Here is a 19,346-nt window from a genome sequence, read left to right as displayed (position 1 = left end):
GGGACGTCAGCGCAGGAGCACCCCGCCGCCGTCGCCCGTGGACGCGTTCGGCACCACGACCAGGCCGAGTTCCGCACCCGAGGCGAGCAGCCGGTGCGAGGGCAGGACGCGCACGGTGTATCCGTAGGGGCCGGTGCGGTCGAGGGCGAGCGGGCCCTCGTAGAGCCAGCGGTCCTCCAGGTCGTGTCCGCCCGCCGGCTTCAGCGGAAACGTCCGGGCCTCGGCGATCGCGTCGCCGGAGTCCACGCGTCCGGCGACGACCTGCACCTCCACGTCGTCCGGGTCGAGACCGCCGAGGGCGACCCGGACCCGGAGCGCCAGGGTGGACCCGAGCTCCGCCGAGTCCCCGACGACCGTGTCGGCCGCGGCCTCCACGTGGTCGACGGCGACCTGCGGCCAGGCGGCGCGGATCCTGGACTTCCAGGCGGCGAGCTCCCGGGCGGACGCGGGCTCCAGTGCCCGGCGGGCCCGGGCGGCCGGAGCGTAGAGCCGCTCGACGTACTCGCGCACCATGCGTCCCGCGAGGACCTTGGGCCCCAGGGTGACCAGCGTGCTGCGGACCATCTCGATCCACCGCTCGGGCAGGTCGTCGGCGTTACGGTCGTAGAAGCGCGGGGCGACGCGGTCCTCGATGAGCGCGTAGAGGGCGTTGGCCTCCAGCTCGTCGCGCCGCTCCTCCCCGGTGGCGGAGCCGTCGGCGGTGGGGATCGCCCAGCCGAAGTCCGGCCCGAACCACTCGTCCCACCATCCGTCGCGCACGGACAGGTTCAGGCAGCCGTTCAGCGCCGCCTTCATCCCGCTCGTACCGCACGCCTCCAGGGGGCGCAGCGGGTTGTTGAGCCAGACGTCGCAGCCCGGGTAGAGCTTCTGGGCCATGGCCATGCCGTAGTCCGGCAGGAAGACGATGCGGTGGCGCACCCGGGGGTCGTCGGCGAAACGCACCAGTTCCTGGATCAGCCGCTTGCCGCCGTCGTCCGCGGGGTGGGCCTTGCCGGCGACGACGATCTGGATCGGGTGCGTCGGGTGGAGCAGCAGTTCCCTCAGCCGGTCACGGTCGTGGAGCATGAGCGTGAGGCGCTTGTACGAGGGCACCCGGCGGGCGAAGCCGATGGTCAGCACGTCGGGGTCGAGGACGTCGTCGATCCAGCCGAGCTCGGCGCTGCCCGCGCCCCGACGGCGCCACGAGGCGTGGAGACGTGTGCGCACCTCGGTGACGAGCTGTTCGCGCAGACCCCTGCGCAGGTCCCAGATCTCGCGGTCGGAGGCGGTCGTCACGGCGCCCTGGTCCCCGGGCGTGCCGGTCCGGCCGCCGCCGGCGCCGTCCGCCGCGCCGGACCCCGCTCCGGCCGCGGTGTTCTCCGCACGTGCGGAGCCGGATGTGCCCGCTCCGAGCCGCAGAACCTCGGGGGCGACCCATGTCGGCGCGTGCACGCCGTTGGTCACCGAGGTGATCGGCACCTCGGAGGGGTCGAATCCCGGCCACAGCCCGGAGAACATCTCCCGGCTGACGGCCCCGTGCAGGGTGGAGACGCCGTTGGCGCGCTGGGCGAGCCGCAGTCCCATCACCGCCATGTTGAAGAGGCCGGGCTCGCCGCCCTCGTGGGTCTCCATGCCGAGGCGCAGGACCTTGTCCACGGGGACCCCGGGCAGTTCGCCGTCGTCCCCGAAGTGGCGGGCCACGAGCTGGCGGTCGAAGCGGTCTATCCCGGCGGGGACCGGGGTGTGCGTGGTGAAGACCGCGCCGGCCCGCACGACCTCGATGGCGGCGTCGAAGTCCAGTCCGGTCTCGGAGAGTTCCCTGATCCGCTCCAGGCCGAGGAATCCGGCGTGGCCCTCGTTGGTGTGGAACACCTCGGGCGCCGGGTGCCCGGTCAGCCGGCAGTAGGTGCGCACCGCGCGCACCCCGCCGATGCCGAGCAGCATCTCCTGCAGCAGCCGGTGGTCGCTGCCGCCGCCGTAGAGCCGGTCGGTGACGTCGCGCTCGCCCGGGGCGTTCTCCTCGACGTCGGAGTCCAGGAGCAGCAGGGGCACGCGACCGACCTGGGCCTGCCAGACGCAGGCGTACAGCGAGCGGCCGCCGGGCAGCGCGAGCACCACCCGGCTGGGGGTGCCGTCGGTCTCCCGCAGGAGGGTGAGCGGCAGCTCGTTGGGGTCGAGGACGGGGTAGTGCTCCTGCTGCCAGCCGTCGCGGGACAGGCTCTGGCGGAAGTAGCCGTGCCGGTAGAGCAGGCCGACCCCGATCAGGGGTACGCCCAGGTCGCTGGCGGCCTTCAGGTGGTCGCCGGCCAGGATGCCGAGCCCTCCGGAGTACTGCGGCAGGGCTGCGGTCACCCCGAACTCGGGGGAGAAGTAGGCGATGGCCGCGGGGAGCTCCGCGCCCTGGGAGAGCTGGTCCTGATACCACCTCGGGCCGCCGAGGTACTCCTTCAGGTCCCCGGACACCTCGGCGAGGCGGTCCAGGAAGTTCCTGTCCCCGGCCAGCTCGGAGAGCCGGGCGGCGGAGACGGCACCGAGCAGCCGGACGGGGTCGGCGTCCGCGGGCCGCCACCCCTCGGGGTCGGCCGCCCGGAACAGCTCTTGGGTGTCGGTGTGCCAGGACCAGCGCAGGTTGCGGGCGAGGTCGCTGAGCGGTCGCAGGGGTTCGGGGAGGACGGGACGCACGGTGAATCGACGAATGGCCTTCACGTATCCCACCTTTACAGGGGACGTACGGATCCGAGGGGACGCACGACGGTGGACGCCCTCTCCGTCACCCTCGACGGTAGCCGTGTGCCGCCGTACGCGGCCACGGCGCGCGGACGGCTCAGTGGGACCCCGGCCGCCCGTCCCGCCCGCCCCCGTCACCGGCGCTGCACCGTACGCGCCGTCCCCCGCCCGTTCCTGACGCCACATCCGTCACCGGGCCCTCGTACGCTCCCTCTCCCTCGACTGCCCCATGGGCCAGATGCGCCAGTTGCGTACCCATCTGTCACGGGCGATATGGCTGATTTCCCCACCTCACGCGGACTTGTGGCACCCCGCACCACAGGGAAGGCTTCGGAGGTGCCCGCGAAACCGCCGGAGGACCGGCGCGCGGACATGTGCGTGTGCACCGGTTGCACCCAGGAGTTAACACACCGCCGGGTTGGCCGCCCGAGAACGGTGGGAAGGCTCCCCCGGTAACAGTCCCGCGCTGCACACCCCAGGTGCCCCGGTCGGAGCCCGAATCCCCCGCGCACCTGCCATTCGAGTGCCATTCGAGTGAACGCGGACAGGAGCGGCCATGCCCACAGCCCGCCAGCCGACGACCGAGCAGCTACAAAGGACGCAACCCCACCATCGCGGCGCGCGCGGTCAGCCCTTCACGCCCACGTCGCGCACCGTGCATGCCGAGCTCCGACCCCCAGGTGATTCCATGATCGGTCGCATTCCCGTCCTGGACGTGACTCCGCTCGTCGACTGCGGCAGACGGCCGGCCAAAGCCGTCGCGGGCGAGACCTTCCAGGTCAGCGCCACAGTCTTTCGCGAGGGCCACGACGCGGTGGCCGCCAACGTCGTCCTGTGCGACGCGAACGGACGGCCCGGCCCCTGGACGCGGATGCGCGAGCTCGCTCCCGGCACCGACCGCTGGGGCGCGGACGTCACCCCCGACGCCGAGGGGGCCTGGACGTACACCGTCGAGGCGTGGAGCGACCCCGTCACCACGTGGCGCACGGCCGCGCGGATCAAGATCCCCGCGGACATCGACACCGCTCTCGTGTTCGCGGAGGGGGCGGAGCTCTACGCACGGGCCGCCGAGGGCGTGCCCAAGAAGGACGGCCGCGAGGCCGTGCTGGCCGCGGTCGACGCGCTGCGCGACACCGGCCGCCCCGCCGCCGCCCGGCTCGCCGCCGCGCTGGCCCCCGAGGTGGACGACGCGCTCGGCCGCCACCCCCTGCGCGAGCTGGTCACAGCGTCCCGGCCGCTGCCGCTGACCGTCGAGCGGCGGCGCGCCCTGTACGGCTCCTGGTACGAGCTGTTCCCGCGTTCGGAGGGCGCCCGGCTGGAGCCGGTGGCGCCCGCGAAGCCGGCGCGGAAGCCGCGGGCCACGAAGACCGCGAAGACGGCCGCCGCCACGCGGAAGAAGGTTTCCGCAGTCACCGCGGAGGTCGCCGCGCCGGCCACCAGGCTGGTCAGCGGCACGTTCCGCACCGCAGCCGAACGGCTTCCCGCCGTGGCCGCGATGGGGTTCGACGTCGTCTACCTCCCGCCGGTCCACCCGATCGGCACCACCCACCGCAAGGGCCCCAACAACACCCTCACCCCCGGTGCCGACGACCCCGGGGTGCCCTGGGCGATCGGCTCGGCCGACGGCGGCCACGACGCGGTCCACCCGGACCTCGGGACGCTGGAGGACTTCGACCACTTCGTGGCGACGGCGCGCACCCTGCGGATGGAGGTGGCGCTGGACTTCGCGCTCCAGTGCTCCCCGGACCACCCGTGGGTCACTGAGCACCCGGAGTGGTTCCACCACCGCCCGGACGGGTCGATCGCGTACGCCGAGAACCCGCCGAAGAAGTACCAGGACATCTATCCCATCGCCTTCGATCAGGACATGGCCGGGATCGTGCGCGAGACCGTGCGCATCCTGCGGTTCTGGATGGACCACGGCGTACGGATCTTCCGTGTCGACAACCCGCACACCAAGCCGGTCGTCTTCTGGGAGAAGGTGATCGCCGACGTCAACCGCACCGACCCGGACGTGATCTTCCTGGCGGAGGCCTTCACCCGCCCGGCGATGATGCGCGCGCTGGCCTCGGTCGGCTTCCAGCAGTCGTACACCTACTTCACCTGGCGTAACACGAAGGGCGAACTCACCGAGTACGTCACCGAGCTCTCGGGCGAGAGTTCCTCGTACATGCGCCCCAACTTCTTCGTGAACACGCCCGACATTCTTCCCGGTTACCTCCAGGACGGGGGCCGCCCCGCCTTCGAGGCCCGGGCCGTGCTGGCCGCGACGCTGTCCCCCTCCTGGGGCGTGTACGCGGGCTTCGAGCTGTGCGAGAACACCCCGGCGCATCCCGGGAGCGAGGAGTACCACGACTCGGAGAAATACCAACTCAGGCCCAGGGACTGGGAGTCCGCGGAACGTGAGGGCCGCTCGCTCGCCCCCCTGATCACCTCCCTCAACCGGGTCCGTCGTCGCCATCCGGCACTCCAGCAACTGCGCGACGTGCACTTCCACTCCGTCGACAACGACGCCCTGATCGCCTACAGCAAGCGGTCGGGCCCGGATGCCGTCCTCGTGGTCGTCAACCTCGACCCTCACCACACCCAGGAGGCCACGGTCTCGTTGGACATGCCGCGCCTCGGCCTCGACTGGCACGAGAGCGTGCCGGTGCGCGACGAGCTCACCGGCGACACCTATCACTGGGGCAGGACCTTCTATGTGCGCCTCGAGCCGGGTGTGACACCCGCGCACATCGTCGCCCTGCGACCGTCCCCGCCGACCGGAGGGTCACCCACGCCATGATCGTCAATGAGCCCGTCCACGACCTGTTCGAGGACACTCCCGCCAAGGACCGCGACCCCGACTGGTTCAAGCGCGCCGTCTTCTACGAGGTACTCGTCCGCTCCTTCCAGGACTCCAACGGGGACGGCGTGGGTGACCTCAAGGGCCTGACCGCCAAGCTGGACTACCTGCAGTGGCTGGGCGTCGACTGCCTGTGGCTGCCGCCGTTCTTCAAGTCCCCGCTGCGAGACGGCGGTTACGACGTCTCCGACTACACCGCAGTGCTTCCGGAGTTCGGCGACCTCGCCGACTTCGTGGAGTTCGTCGACGCCGCGCACCAGCGCGGCATGCGCGTGATCATCGACTTCGTCATGAACCACACGAGCGACCAGCACGACTGGTTCCAGCAGTCGCGGACCGATCCGGACGGACCGTACGGCGACTACTACGTCTGGGCGGACGACGACAAGCAGTTCCCGGACGCGCGGATCATCTTCGTCGACACGGAGACGTCCAACTGGACCTTCGACCCGGTGCGCAAGCAGTACTACTGGCACCGGTTCTTCTCGCACCAGCCCGATCTCAACTACGAGAACCCGGCGGTGCAGGAGGAGATCATCTCGGCCCTGCGCTTCTGGCTGGACCTGGGCATCGACGGGTTCCGCGTGGACGCCGTGCCCTACCTCTACCAGCGCGAGGGCACCAACTGCGAGAACCTCCCGGAGACCCACGACTTCCTCAAGCGGGTCCGCAAGGAGATCGACGCCAACTACCCGGACACGGTGCTGCTGGCCGAGGCCAACCAGTGGCCCGAGGACGTCGTCGACTACTTCGGCGACTACACCGGGGGCGGCGACGAGTGCCACATGGCGTTCCACTTCCCGGTGATGCCACGGATCTTCATGGCCGTCAGGCGGGAGAGCCGCTATCCCGTCTCCGAGATCCTCGCGAAGACGCCGGAGATCCCGTCGGGCTGCCAGTGGGGCATCTTCCTGCGCAACCACGACGAGCTCACGCTCGAGATGGTGACGGACGAAGAGCGCGACTACATGTACGCGGAGTACGCCAAGGACCCGCGGATGCGCGCCAACATCGGCATCCGCCGCCGGCTCGCCCCGCTCCTGGACAACGACCGCAACCAGATCGAGCTGTTCACGGCGCTGCTGCTGTCCCTGCCCGGTTCCCCGATCCTCTACTACGGGGACGAGATCGGGATGGGCGACAACATCTGGCTGGGCGACCGGGACGCCGTGCGCACCCCGATGCAGTGGACGCCGGACCGCAACGCGGGTTTCTCGTCCAGCGACCCGGGGCGGCTCTACCTTCCCACCATCATGGACCCGGTCTACGGCTACCAGGTCACCAACGTCGAGGCGTCCATGGCCTCGCCGTCGTCGCTGCTGCACTGGACGCGGCGGATGATCGAGATCCGCAAGCAGAACCCGGCGTTCGGCCTCGGCTCGTACAACGAGCTGCCGTCGTCGAACCCCGCGGTGATCGCGTTCACGCGTGAGTACAAGGACGATCTCGTCATGTGCGTCCACAACTTCTCGCGGTTCGCACAGCCGACGGAACTCGATCTGCGGGCCTTCGACGGGCGTCATCCGGTGGAGCTGATCGGCGGGGTGCGCTTCCCGGCCGTCGGCCAGTGGCCCTACCTGCTGACACTCGCGGGCCACGGTTTCTACTGGTTCCGCATGCGCAAGGACGCCCCGGTCGGCTGACCGCCGACGACGGGCGGCTGACGGCGCCCCGGCCCCGGGGCGCCACCCGCGGGGCGGTTTCCACCGCCCCGCACGGGGCACTCTCCCCCATATCGAGCTCTCCGGGCTCCATCCGGCCCCTGGGGCCGATCGATCGAGTCCGTACGGACTTTCCTCACCCGACACGTCCCGCACAGCCGGACAGCCATTGCCGCAATCCGGGACACTCTTCGCATCCTGTGGTGTGCCCGGGGAAAGGACGCGATGCCATGTCGGAGGCTGCATCCACTCGAGTCGCCCTGGCGAAGAGCACAACATCGAGAAAGACGACAAGACGACACCCGGCGAGCACGGGCACGACCGCCCTGCTGCCGTCCCTCGCGCCGCTCCTCCACGAGTGGGTGCCCCGGCAGCGGTGGTTCGCGGGCAAGGGACAGCCCGTCACCGGGTTCTCGCTGGTGGCCGCGACGGAGATACTGCCGCTGGACACGGCGGGCACGGGACCCGGGCTGCTGCACCTGCTCGTCCGGGTCCACCAGCCGAGCGCACGGCCCGCGCAGGCGCAGGCGCAGGGAGACTGCTACCAGCTCCTGCTCGGCGTGCGCACGGCTCTGCCGCAGCGGCTGGCCGGGGCGCGCATCGGCCAGGTGACCGAAGGGCCGCTGGCCGGGCGCACCCTGTACGAAGGGATGCACGACCCCCGCGTCGCCGACCTTCTGCTGGAACGATTCCGTAGCCCCGGATCCCTCGGCCCCCTCCGCTTCGACCGGGCCGGGCCGGTCCCTCCCGGGCTCAGCCCGCGCGTCCTGGACACCGAGCAGTCCAACTCCTCGCTCGTGTACGGCGACGCGCTCATCCTGAAGATCTTCCGTCGGGTCTTCCCGGGTATCAACCCCGATCTGGAGCTGCCGCTCGCGCTCGGCCGCGAGGGCTGCGGCCGGGTCCCTGCCCCGGTCGCCTGGTTCGAGGCGGCCACCGGGCCGGAGCCGCTCACACTCGGCGTGCTTCAGCCGTTCCTGCGGGGCGCGCAGGACGGGTGGCAGCTCGCCCTCGCCGCCCTGGCGGCCGGACGGGACTTCGTCCCCGAGGCGCACGCGCTCGGCCGGGCCACCGCCGAGGTCCACACGGCGCTCGCCGCCGCCCTGCCCACCCCGCCGCTGGCGCAGGACCGGACCCGGCATCTGGTGGCCGGGATGGTGGAACGGCTGGAGGCCGCCGCCCAGGCGGTGCCGGCACTCGTGCCGTACGTACCGGGGCTACGGACCGCCTTCGACGCGGTCGCGGCGCTCGGGGACACGGGCGGCGGCTGGGCAGCCCAGCGGGTCCACGGCGATCTGCACCTGGGCCAGACACTGCGGGACGACGACGGTTTCTGGTCGCTGATCGACTTCGAGGGCGAGCCGGCCAGCCCCCTGCCCGAACGCCGCAGCCCGCAGCCGACGGTGCGCGACGTCGCGGGAATGCTCCGCTCCTTCGACTACGCGGCCCGCTCCCACCACCCGTGGAACCCGGAGTGGGCGGCCCGCTGCCGCACCGCCTACTGCGAGGGCTACGCCCGCGCGGCCGGCACCGATCCGCGCGCCGAGCCGGAACTGCTGCGCGCCCACGAGACCGACAAGGCGGTGTACGAGGTGCTCTACGAAGCCCGGCACCGTCCCGACTGGCTGCCCGTCCCGATGGCCGCCATCCAGCGCCTGGCCGCAGCGCCGGCGTGAACTCCCCTTCCCCCGTTTCCCCTTCGAGTCATCCGAGGAGGCAGTCTCTGTGACCGCCCGCAAGCCGTCCCGCAAGTCGCCCGAGCCCATCGAGGCCCCGCCCGCGGCAAAGCCGGTGACCACCGAGGTCACGGCGGCCGCCCCGGCCGAGCCCCCCGCCCCGGCCGCGGAGACCGCCGCCGCGGCACCGGCACCGGCCCCCGTCAAGCGCGCCCGCGCCAAGCGGACCACCGCAGCCGCGGGGGCCACCGCGGCCACCGCCACCCCGCCGCGTCCGCGCCGCGGCGGGGGCAGCAGGAACGCGCTGCCCGCGACCGTCCTGGACGACGCGGACCGGGGTCGGCTGCTCGCCGGTGAGCACCACGACCCGCACGGCGTCCTGGGCGCGCACCCGGTCACGGGCGGGGTGCTCTTCCGGGCCCTGCGGCCCTTCGCCCGCTCGGTGGCCGTCCTGGCCGGAGGCAAGCGCGCCGAACTCCAGAGCGACGGGGACGGCTTCTTCTCCGGTGTCCTCCCGATGCCCGCCGTGCCCGACGCCTACCGCCTGCAGGTCGCCTACGACGACAACACGATCGAGGTCGACGACCCGTACCGCTTCCTGCCCGCCATCGGCGAGCTGGACCTCCACCTGGTCGGTGAGGGCCGGCACGAGGAGCTCTGGAAGGCGCTCGGGTCCGCGCCCATGGAGCACCAGGGCGTCCAGGGCACCCGCTTCACGGTCTGGGCCCCGAACGCCCGGGGAGTCCGCGTCACGGGCGACTTCAACTACTGGGACGGCACCGCCTTCCCCATGCGCTCGCTCGGTTCCTCCGGCATCTGGGAGCTGTTCCTCCCGGGCGTGGGCGAGGGCGCGGCCTATAAGTACGACATCTGCCGGCCCGACGGGTCGCACACCCAGCGGGCCGACCCGATGGCCCGGCACACCGAGGTGCCTCCCGCCACCGCCTCGGTGGTCACGGCGTCCCACCACGAGTGGACGGACGCCGACTGGATGGCGCACCGGGGCGACCGCCCCGTCCACGAGTCGCCGTTCTCGGTGTACGAGGTCCACCTGCCGTCATGGCGGCCGGGGCTGACGTACCGCCAGCTCGCCGCACAGCTCCCCGCGTACGTCCGCGAGCTGGGCTTCACTCACGTGGAGCTGATGCCGGTGTCGGAGCACCCGTTCGGCGGCTCGTGGGGCTACCAGGTCACGGGCTTCTTCGCCCCGACGTCCCGGATGGGCACCCCCGACGACTTCCGCTTCCTCGTCGACGCGCTGCACGCCGCGGGCATCGGGGTCCTCATGGACTGGGTGCCGGCGCACTTCCCGCGCGACGACTGGGCACTCGCCGAGTTCGACGGGCGGCCGCTGTACGAGCACTCCGACCCGAGGCGGGCCGCGCACCCCGACTGGGGCACCCTGGAGTTCGACTACGGCCGGACGGAGGTCCGCAACTTCCTGGTCGCCAACGCCACGTACTGGTGCGAGGAGTTCCACATCGACGGCCTGCGCGTGGACGCGGTGGCCTCGATGCTCTACCTCGACTACTCCCGCGAGGACGGCCAGTGGTCGCCGAACGAGTTCGGGGGCCGGGAGAACCTGGACGCGGTGGCCTTCCTCCAGGAGATGAACGCGACGGTCTACCGCCGCAACCCCGGCGTCGTCACGATCGCCGAGGAGTCGACCGCCTGGGAGGGGGTCACCCGCGCCACCGACCACGGCGGCCTCGGCTTCGGCCTCAAGTGGAACATGGGCTGGATGCACGACTCCCTGGTCTACGTGTCCAAGGAGCCGGTGCACCGCAAGTACCACCACAACGAGATGACGTTCTCGATGGTGTACGCCTACAGCGAGAACTACGTGCTGCCGATCTCGCACGACGAGGTCGTGCACGGCAAGCAGGCACTGGTCAGCAAGATGCCCGGGGACTGGTGGCAGCAGCGGGCGAACCACCGCGCCTACCTCGGCTTCATGTGGGCGCATCCTGGGAAGCAACTCCTCTTCATGGGACAGGAGTTCGCCCAAGGAGCGGAGTGGTCCGAGGGCCACGGCCCCGACTGGTGGCTGCTCGACGAGACCTACGAGGCCTCCGGTGACCACCGCGGCGTACGCACCCTCGTCGGCGACCTGAACGCGGTGTACGGCGCGCTGCCCGCGCTGTGGCAGCGCGACACCGATCCGGCGGGCTTCTCCTGGATCGACGGCGGCGCGGCGGAGGACAACGCGTTCTCCTTCGTGCGCTACGACGCGGACGGCTCGCCGCTGATCGCCGTCTCCCACTTCTCCCCGGTGGTGCGGCACGACTACCGCATCGGCGTCCCGGACGGCCCGGAGGCCTGGGTGGAGATCATCAACACGGACGCGGCCCGCTACGGCGGGAGCGACGTGCGCAACGGTGAGCCGCTGAAGCCGGAGGCGGTGCCGGCGCACGGCCGGGACACCAGCATCACGCTGACGCTCCCGCCGCTGGCGACGGTCTGGCTGCGGCCCGCCTGAGGTCCGCACGAGGGGGCGGCGCACCGGTTGTCCGGTGCGCCGCCCCCTCGGCGTCCTGCGGGGTGGAACCCGCCCGCAGGTGTCAGACCGCTGCCGGGAGCACGTCCTCCAGCTCCTGGAGCAGGCGGCGCTTCGGCCGGGCGCCGACCATCGACTTCACCGGCTCACCGCCCTGGAACACCATGAGGGTCGGCATCGACAGCACCGCGTAGCGGGACGCGGTCCCGGGGTTGTGGTCCACGTCGATCTGGACGACCTTGAGGCGGTCCGCCTCCTCCCGGGCGATCGCACCGAGCACCGGGGCCAGTTGGCGGCAGGGGCCGCACCAGTCCGCCGTGAACTCGACCAGGACCGGCAGGCCCGCCTCCAGCACCTCGGCGCCGAACGTCGCGTCCGTGACCTCGGCGACACCCTCTGCGTGGATCATCCCTCGTCCTTCCGGTTCAGTCCGCATGTGGTTCAGCTCGCATCGCGGTTCAGTTCGCATCGCGGTTCGGGGCCGCCCGGCAGGTCGGCGGACGCCTCCAGTTCGGCGCGGGTGAGCTGGGCACCCACCTCCGCACGAACGGCCTTCAACTGGTCGATGAGCGCGTCCAGTTCGCCGAGCTTGCGCCGGTAGACCGCCAGAGACGCGGGGCACGCGTCGCCCGCCGGGTGACCGGCGCGCAGGCAGTCGACGAAGGGGCGGGTCTCCTCCAGGTCGAACCCGAAGTCCTGCAGGGTCCGGATCTGCTCGATCAGGCGCAGATCGCCCTCGTCGTACGTGCGGTAGCCGTTCCCGGCGCGGCGGGCGGGCAGCAGCCCGCGTGACTCGTAGTAGCGCAGGGTCCGTGTCGTCGTCCCGGCGCGTTCGGCCAGTTCCCCGATTCGCATACCGCGACCGTAATCCTTGACGTCGGCGTCAAGGCAAGAGCCGACGGGGCAACGGGGGCGGCGACGGGACGACGGGGCAGCCTTCGGGAAGTAAAGCGGCCGGGGCCATTGACGGCCGGCCCGGGTGCATCTAAATAACACTGAGAGCGCTCTCAGAATCCTTCCCGGCACGTCCCCACCGGAGGTTCACTTGCGTACGAGCCGCACCGTCCCCCACAGACGCACATCCCTCCTCGCCCTCATCACCGCCCTGGCACTCACCCTCGCCGGAGTGATCACGGTCGCCGGTTCCGGGTCCGCCCGCGGCGACGTGCCCTCCACTCCCGGCTGGGACCTGAAGTGGAGCGACGACTTCAACGGCGCGAACCGCAGCCTGCCGTCGGCGGCGAACTGGCAGATCGACACGGGCCACGGCTACCCCGGCGGTCCGGGCAACTGGGGCACCGGAGAGATCCAGAACTACACCGCCAGCCCCGACAACGTCAGCCTCGACGGCAACGGCAACCTCCGCATCACGCCGCTGCGCGACGGCGCCGGCAACTGGACCTCGGGCCGGATCGAGACCAAGCGGGCCGACTTCAAAGCGCCGGCCGGCGGCACCCTGCGCATCGAGGGCCGCGTCCAGATGCCGAACGTCACCGGCAACGCCGCCCTGGGCTACTGGCCCGCCTTCTGGGCCCTCGGTTCGCCCTACCGGGGCAACTACTGGAACTGGCCGGGCATCGGCGAGTTCGACATCATGGAGAACGTCAACGGCATCAACTCCGTCTGGGGCGTGCTGCACTGCGGGGTGAACCCGGGCGGCCCCTGCAACGAGACCACCGGCCTCGCCAGCAACCGGGCCTGCCCGGGGTCCAGCTGCCAGTCGGCGTTCCACACCTACCGCTTCGAGTGGGACCGTGCCGTCAGCCCCAACGCACTGCGCTGGTACGTCGACGGCCAGCTCTTCCACAGCCTCACGCAGAACCAGTTCGACGCCGCGACGTGGTCGAACATGACGGACCACGCCGGGTACTTCCTCCTGCTGAACCTCGCGATCGGCGGCGCCTTCCCGAACGCGCTCGGCGGCTCCACCCCGACCGCCGAAACGGTGCCGGGCCGGCCCATGCTGGTCGACTACGTCGGCGTCTGGACCAAGGGCGGCGGCGGGACCACCGACCCGCCCACCGATCCCCCCACCGACCCGCCGACCGGTTCCTCCACCCTCGCCCTGCGCAGCGGCGGCGGCCTCGGCGCGGCCCAGTCCTCCGCCTCGTCCGTGACGGTCGCCTCCGCGGGTGGCGGCAACTACGACGGCACCCCGCACAGCCCGCAGACGTTCACGGCCACCGGCCTCACGCGGGCGTACGACGGCGGCTCGACCCAGTTCGACGTCTTCGCCGACTCGGGCACCACCGTCGCCAACGGACAGCAGGTGCGGGTGAGTTACGACCGCACCGGTGACGGGACCTGGGACCGCACGGAGACGTACAACTACTTCGCCACCGATCCGGTCAGCGGATACGAGCACTACACCCAGTCCAAGGGGCTCAAGTCCTCGACCGGAAGCCACGGCAACCTGTCCAACGGGACGGTGAAGGTCGAGGTCTGGAACGCCATCGGCAACGGCACGAGCGCCGTGGGGACCGGCAACCAGTCGGTCGTCCACATCCCGTACGGCTGATGAAGCGTCAGGATCGCTGCAGATAGCAGGTGTAGGCACCCGTCACGGTGGTCTCCGTTCCTCCCTGGCCGACCGTCAGGGTCACCTCGGAGTCCCCCATGACGCTGAACCCGTCCAAGTAACCGCCGCCGCGCCGCCAGTCCTTCGGCGCGGCGGCGTAGACGCGTTCGCACGCGGTCCTGGCATATCCGTCGCCTCCCCGGACATCGGGGTCGCCGGGGAGGGTCCGGTCCACCTTCACGTGGCCGAGCACCCTCAGGTCGTGCGGCTTCGCGCAGTCCACGGGCCGCACGACCTCCGCCGCACCGAGCCCCGTGTCACCCGTGGTGGCACACCGCCCGTCCGCGAGACCGGCGACCGGGGCCAGCACCTCGGCGGCGTCCGCGACGCCCTTGCCGCCGGAAGGCCCCTTGCCCTTCACCGGCTCACCGAAGGCGCTGAGCGCGAAGGCCGCGCGCAGCCGCTTCACACCGAGGAGTTCCCGCTGCTCGTGGAGCCGGTCCAGCACGGGCCCGAGGTCGGCGGTGGCCGAGGACAGCCGCCCTTCGGCGTCGAGGCGCACCGTGACGTCGACCGGGTCGAGGCCCCAGTCGCCCTGGAGGCTCTGCAGGTCGCGGGGCAGCAGTTCGGACGCGACCTCGGGGAGAGCGGTCACCGCGTACACCCGGCTGCCGTCGGCCTTGCGTACGGGCTTCTCCCGCGGGATCAGGCGCGGCACGAGATCCGCGAGAGTGCCGCTGTACGGGGCCGCGTCGCCCGCCGCGTGCGCCGCGATCACGCCGGTGGACTCACCGAGTTCGCTGACGGCGCGGGGTGTGAACTTCAGCCAGGAGGAGGCTCCGTGCCGGACGTAGACGTCCTCACCGGATGTCGCGAGCACCCGCCCGCCCTTCGGGTCCGCCGCACCGAGCCGCTCCCGGAGCGCGGCCGGGAAGTGCGGGTCGGCGTCGAGGCCGAGCTTCGCGAAGGACGTACCGCCCGCGTAGTCCAGGCTGCCCCGCGTGCGGTCCACGGCGTCGCCGCCGGCCGCCCCGTACGTCAGCGTCGAGCTGAAGACGGCGGTTCCCGCGTCGCGGGTGGCGTCGGTCGCCGCCTGGAACTGCTCGGCGAGCGGCCTTCCCCAGACCGCCTCCCCTGCGGGGGTCTTGTCCTCGGCGGCGCATCCGGCCATGCCGATGATGACCGGCAGCAGCAGCGCGGCTGCTGCTCTCCGGTGTCGTGCGGTCTTCAGTGTCCCCACCCCTTGTGCCTGGTCAGGACATCCTCTGCGTCCGACCGGAGCCCTGATCGTGGCCCCTGCGGCCGTCCGGCACCAGCACGGGATGATCACGCTCTCCGATTACCGGACACATCGGTGACCGGACGGCCGGACGTGCCTGGGCATGGCGGTGCGGCCGGCACGGGATACCCGTGCCGGCCGCACCGTCGCCCCCAGGGCTCCTCGCCGGCGCCTATGCCTTGACGAGCGAGGGCTTCTCCTCGTCCCCGCCCCTGGCGTCCGGGACGTGCGGCTCGCCGCTGTGGGCGTCGTCCGTCATCGTCTGCTCGTCGAACGGGAGGGCGCCGGAGAGGACCCGGTCCACCCGCTCCCGGTCGATCTCCTTGGTCCAGGTGCCCACCAGCACCGTGGCCACCGCGTTGCCCGCGAAGTTCGTCAGGGCACGGGCCTCGCTCATGAAGCGGTCGATGCCGACGATCAGGCCGACCCCGTCGACCAGTTCGGGGCGGTGCGACTGCAGGCCGCCCGCGAGGGTGGCGAGGCCGGCGCCGGTGACGCCCGCGGCACCCTTGGAGGCGATCACCATGAAGACGAGGAGCGAGATCTGCTCGCCGATGCTCAGCGGGTCACCCGTGGCGTTGGCGATGAAGAGCGAGGCCATCGTGAGGTAGATGGCGGTGCCGTCGAGGTTGAAGCTGTAGCCGGTCGGCACGGTGATGCCGACGACGGGCTTGCTGACACCCATGTGCTCCATCTTCGCGATGAGCCGCGGCAGGGCCGACTCGGACGACGAGGTGGACAGGATCAGCAGGAACTCGCGGCCGAGGTACTTCAGCAGCGACAGGATGTTGATCCCGGCCACCAGGCGCAGGATCGCGCCCAGGATCACGAACACGAACAGGGCGCAGGTGACGTAGAAGCCGACCATGATGATGGCGAGGGACTTCAACGCGTCCACGCCGGTCTCGCCGACGACCGCGGCCATGGCGCCGAACGCTCCGACCGGCGCCGCCCACATGATCATCGCGAGGATGCGGAAGACCAGGCGCTGGATGTGGCCGATGCCGCGCAGGACCGGCTCGCCGGCCGTCCCCATGGCTTGCAGCGCGAAGCCCGCGAGCAGGGCGATGAGCAGCGTCTGCAGGACCTCGCCCTCGGTGAAGGCCGAGACCATGGTGGTCGGGATGATGCCGAGCAGGAAGTCCACGGTGGACTCGCTGGCCCCGGACGCCTGCTTCTCGCCCGCGGCCCGTGCCGCGTCGGTGAGGTGCAGGGTGGAGCCGGGCTCCAGGATGTTGCCCACGACGAGGCCGATGGCCAGGGCGACCGTCGACATCACGAGGAAGTAGCCGAGGGCGAGCCCGCCGACCGCGCCGACCTTGGCGGCCTTCCGTACGGAGCCGACCCCCAGCACGATCGTGCAGAAGATGATGGGCGAGATCATCATCTTGATGAGAGCGACGAAGCCGGTGCCGATGGGCTTGAGTTCCACGGCGAAGTCCGGCGCCACCAGGCCCACGGTGATGCCCAGCACCACGGCGGCGATCACGGCCAGGTACAGATAGTGCGTACGGTCCCGTCGTGCGGCTTTCTCTGCCACGGGGGTCTCCTCGGGTATGCGGTGGCTCCCCGTCCCTGGGGGCCCCGGTGACTATTCACTTCCCTGTGACGCCCGTCACCCTTGTGTTCATATCGTTCACGGACGCTTATCGGCCACCTTGGGCCGGTGCCCGGCGCCAGGCAGACTGTGGGGCATGCGTCTGCCCCGTACCCTGCCCCGCAGCCTGGCCGGTCAGCTGTTCGCGATGCAGGCCCTGCTCGTGGCGGCGGTCGTCGCCGGGTGCGCCTTCTTCGCCTATGCCTCGGGCCGGTCGCAGGCCGAGGAGACCGCGGCCCGCCAGGTGCGTGCGGCCGCCCTCGCGATGGCCGGATCACCCTCCGTACGGGAGGCGATCCGTACCCCGGACCCGTCCGCCGTACTCCAGCCCTACGCGGAGCGGGTGCGGGCTGACACCGGGATCGCGTTCGTCACGATCATGGATCCGGACGGGGTCCGCTGGACCCACCCCGACCCCTCCCAGATCGGCCGGCGCTTCATCGGGCACACCGAGCGCGCCCTCGCCGGCGAGACGTTCGAGGAGACGTACACCGGCACGCTCGGGCCCTCGATACGGGTCGTCACGCCGATCCGCGACGGCGGCAGGATCGTCGGGCTCGTGAGCGCGGGCATCACGGTCGAGCGGGTGTCGACCCAGGTACGGGAGCAGCTGGGCGCCCTCGGGACCGCGGCGGGCGCCGCACTCGCGCTCGGCGGGCTCGGGACGTACGTGATCAACGCGAGGCTGCGGCGGCACACGCACGGGATGAACGCCCGGGAGCTGAGCCGGATGCACACGTATCACGAGGCCACCCTGCACGCCGTGCGCGAGGGGCTGCTGATGCTGGACGGCCGGCGCAGGGTCGCCCTGATCAACGACGCGGGCCGGGAGCTGCTGGGGCTGGCGCCGGGCGCGGTCGGGCGCAGGGTCGACGAACTCGCGCTGCCCGCGCCGCTGACCGGGGCGCTCCTGGCGTCGGAGCCCCGGGTGGACGAGGTCCACCTGACGGCGGACCGGGTGATCGTGGTGAACACCAGCCCGGTGGTCGGTGGTGAGCGGCGCGGCACGGTCGTGACCCTGCGGGACCACACGGAGCTGCAGGCGCTGTCGGGCGAGCTGGACTCCGAGCGTGGCTTCACGCAGGCGCTGCGCTCGCAGGCGCACGAGGCGGCGAACCGGCTGCACACCGTGGTGTCGCTGATCGAACTGGGACGGGTCGACGAGGCCGTGGAGTTCGCGACGGCCGAGCTGGAGCTGGCGCAGGTCCTCACCGACCGGGTGGTGGGGGCGGTCGCCGAGCCGGTGCTGGCCGCGCTGCTGCTCGGCAAGGCGGCGCAGGCGCATGAACGCGGCGTGGAGCTGGCCCTCGCCGAGGACAGCCTGATCGACGACGGGGCGCTCCCGCGTTCGCTGGCCCCGCGGGACCTGGTGACGATCCTCGGCAATCTGATCGACAACGCCGTGGACGCCGCGTCGGAGACGGCGACGGGCGGGGGCGGCCCCGTGCCGGCGCAGCGCACCGGCCCGGTGCGGGCCCTGGTCACCGTGACCGCGCTCACCGAGGGCGGCCAGCTGCTGCTGCGCGTCGCGGACACCGGCGGCGGGATCGGCCCGGACGACGCGGACGAGGTGTTCCGGCGCGGCTGGTCGACGCACGGCACGGGGCGGGGGCTGGGCCTGGCGCTCGTGCGGCAGGCGGTCCACCGCAACGGCGGGACGGTGACGCTGGGCGCGGCGCCGGACGGCGGCGCGGAGTTCACGGTGCGGCTGCCGCTCACGGGCCGTGCCGCCGTTGCGGAGGTGGTCGGGCCGTGATCCGGGTGCTGGTCGTGGAGGACGACCCGGTGGCCGCCGACGCCCATCAGCTGTATGTGGGCCGGGTGCCGGGCTTCGAGGTGGCGGCCGTCGCGCACTCCCGGGCGGAGGCCGTGCGTGCGCTGGAGCGCACGGAGGTGGATCTGCTCCTGCTGGACCTCTACCTGCCGGACGGGCACGGCCTGCAGTTGCTGCGCTCGCTGCGGGCGGCGGGGCACGGCGCGGACGTCATCGCGGTGACGTCCGCGCGCGACCTGGCGGTGGTGCGGGAGGGGGTGTCGCTGGGCGTCGTGCAGTACGTGCTGAAGCCGTTCACCTATCCCACGCTCCGGGACCGGCTCGTGCGGTACGCCGAGTTCCGGGCGGCGGCCGGCGAGGCGAGCGGTCAGGAGGAGGTGGACCGGGCTCTCGGCGCACTGCGGGTGGCGGACCCCGCGGCGCTGCCCAAGGGGCTGAGCGGTCCGACCCTGCGGGCCGTGACCCGGGCCCTGCGGGAGTCCCCCGAGGGGGCGACGGCTGCGGCCACCGGGGAGGAGCTGGGCATCTCCCGGATCACCGCCCGCCGCTATCTGGAGCACCTGGTGACCGCCGGACGGGCCGAGCGGCGCCCGAGCTACGGCCAGGTGGGCCGTCCCGAACTGCACTACCACTGGGTGGCCGAAACCCGCTGATGACCCCGGCACCACTCCAGCGATGCGCTAGGAGGATCATACGAAGGGTGAACTGATCGGAACAGCCTGTAGCCAGGCCGATCCCGGCCTCATACGGTGGGGCCGTGCACCCCACACCGCCCTTCAACGCCCCCGCCGCC

The 19,346-nt window shown here is 71.8% G+C and carries 12 protein-coding genes; 7 read left to right on the top strand and 5 right to left on the bottom strand.

Annotation, left to right across the window (positions count from 1 at the left end; translation table 11 throughout):
- Positions 1-6 precede the first annotated feature (6 nt).
- Positions 7-2,685 (bottom strand): alpha-glucan family phosphorylase, encoded by a 2,679-nt coding sequence (gene glgP / locus OHT61_RS22630; RefSeq protein WP_329040723.1) that lies wholly within the window; start codon positions 2,683-2,685, stop codon positions 7-9.
- Between the two features lie 709 nt (positions 2,686-3,394).
- Here glgP and OHT61_RS22625 point away from each other — a divergent pair.
- From OHT61_RS22625 to glgB, 4 genes are all read left to right on the top strand, one after another.
- Positions 3,395-5,491 (top strand): alpha-1,4-glucan--maltose-1-phosphate maltosyltransferase, encoded by a 2,097-nt coding sequence (locus tag OHT61_RS22625; RefSeq protein WP_329040721.1) that lies wholly within the window; start codon positions 3,395-3,397, stop codon positions 5,489-5,491.
- On the top strand, positions 5,488-7,194 hold the full coding sequence (treS, locus tag OHT61_RS22620) for a maltose alpha-D-glucosyltransferase (protein ID WP_329040719.1): 1,707 nt from the start codon (positions 5,488-5,490) through the stop codon (positions 7,192-7,194). The genes OHT61_RS22625 and treS overlap by 4 nt, the downstream gene beginning before the upstream one ends.
- A 248-nt stretch (positions 7,195-7,442) precedes the next feature.
- Positions 7,443-8,888, top strand: a complete 1,446-nt coding sequence (locus tag OHT61_RS22615) for a maltokinase N-terminal cap-like domain-containing protein (protein ID WP_329040717.1) — start codon at positions 7,443-7,445, stop codon at positions 8,886-8,888.
- A gap of 49 nt (positions 8,889-8,937) precedes the next feature.
- Complete coding sequence (gene glgB / locus OHT61_RS22610) at positions 8,938-11,367, top strand: 1,4-alpha-glucan branching enzyme (protein ID WP_329040716.1); 2,430 nt, start codon at positions 8,938-8,940, stop codon at positions 11,365-11,367.
- A gap of 82 nt (positions 11,368-11,449) precedes the next feature.
- Here glgB and trxA read toward each other — a convergent pair whose 3' ends face one another.
- Positions 11,450-11,794: a thioredoxin gene (gene trxA, locus OHT61_RS22605; protein ID WP_329040714.1), complete on the bottom strand. Its 345-nt coding sequence runs from the start codon at positions 11,792-11,794 to the stop codon at positions 11,450-11,452.
- Positions 11,795-11,826: 32 nt separating this feature from the next.
- Positions 11,827-12,240 (bottom strand): MerR family transcriptional regulator, encoded by a 414-nt coding sequence (locus tag OHT61_RS22600; protein WP_329040713.1) that lies wholly within the window; start codon positions 12,238-12,240, stop codon positions 11,827-11,829.
- Between the two features lie 190 nt (positions 12,241-12,430).
- Between OHT61_RS22600 and OHT61_RS22595 the strand changes: the two genes are divergently transcribed.
- Complete coding sequence (locus OHT61_RS22595) at positions 12,431-13,903, top strand: glycoside hydrolase family 16 protein (RefSeq protein WP_329040712.1); 1,473 nt, start codon at positions 12,431-12,433, stop codon at positions 13,901-13,903.
- Between the two features lie 7 nt (positions 13,904-13,910).
- Here OHT61_RS22595 and OHT61_RS22590 read toward each other — a convergent pair whose 3' ends face one another.
- Positions 13,911-15,143: a hypothetical protein gene (locus OHT61_RS22590; protein WP_329040710.1), complete on the bottom strand. Its 1,233-nt coding sequence runs from the start codon at positions 15,141-15,143 to the stop codon at positions 13,911-13,913.
- Positions 15,144-15,354: 211 nt separating this feature from the next.
- A complete protein-coding gene (locus tag OHT61_RS22585; RefSeq protein WP_329040709.1) occupies positions 15,355-16,722 on the bottom strand; it encodes a cation:dicarboxylate symporter family transporter in 1,368 nt (455 codons plus the stop codon).
- Between the two features lie 154 nt (positions 16,723-16,876).
- Between OHT61_RS22585 and OHT61_RS22580 the strand changes: the two genes are divergently transcribed.
- Entirely contained in the window at positions 16,877-18,535 is a 1,659-nt protein-coding gene (locus OHT61_RS22580) for a sensor histidine kinase (protein WP_329040707.1), read from the top strand.
- Positions 18,532-19,206: a response regulator gene (locus tag OHT61_RS22575; protein ID WP_329040706.1), complete on the top strand. Its 675-nt coding sequence runs from the start codon at positions 18,532-18,534 to the stop codon at positions 19,204-19,206. The genes OHT61_RS22580 and OHT61_RS22575 overlap by 4 nt, the downstream gene beginning before the upstream one ends.
- Positions 19,207-19,346: the final 140 nt, after the last annotated feature.

This window comes from Streptomyces sp. NBC_00178, from assembly GCF_036206005.1.
GTDB lineage: Bacteria > Actinomycetota > Actinomycetes > Streptomycetales > Streptomycetaceae > Streptomyces.
This window is presented reverse-complemented; position numbering and strand designations above follow the sequence as displayed.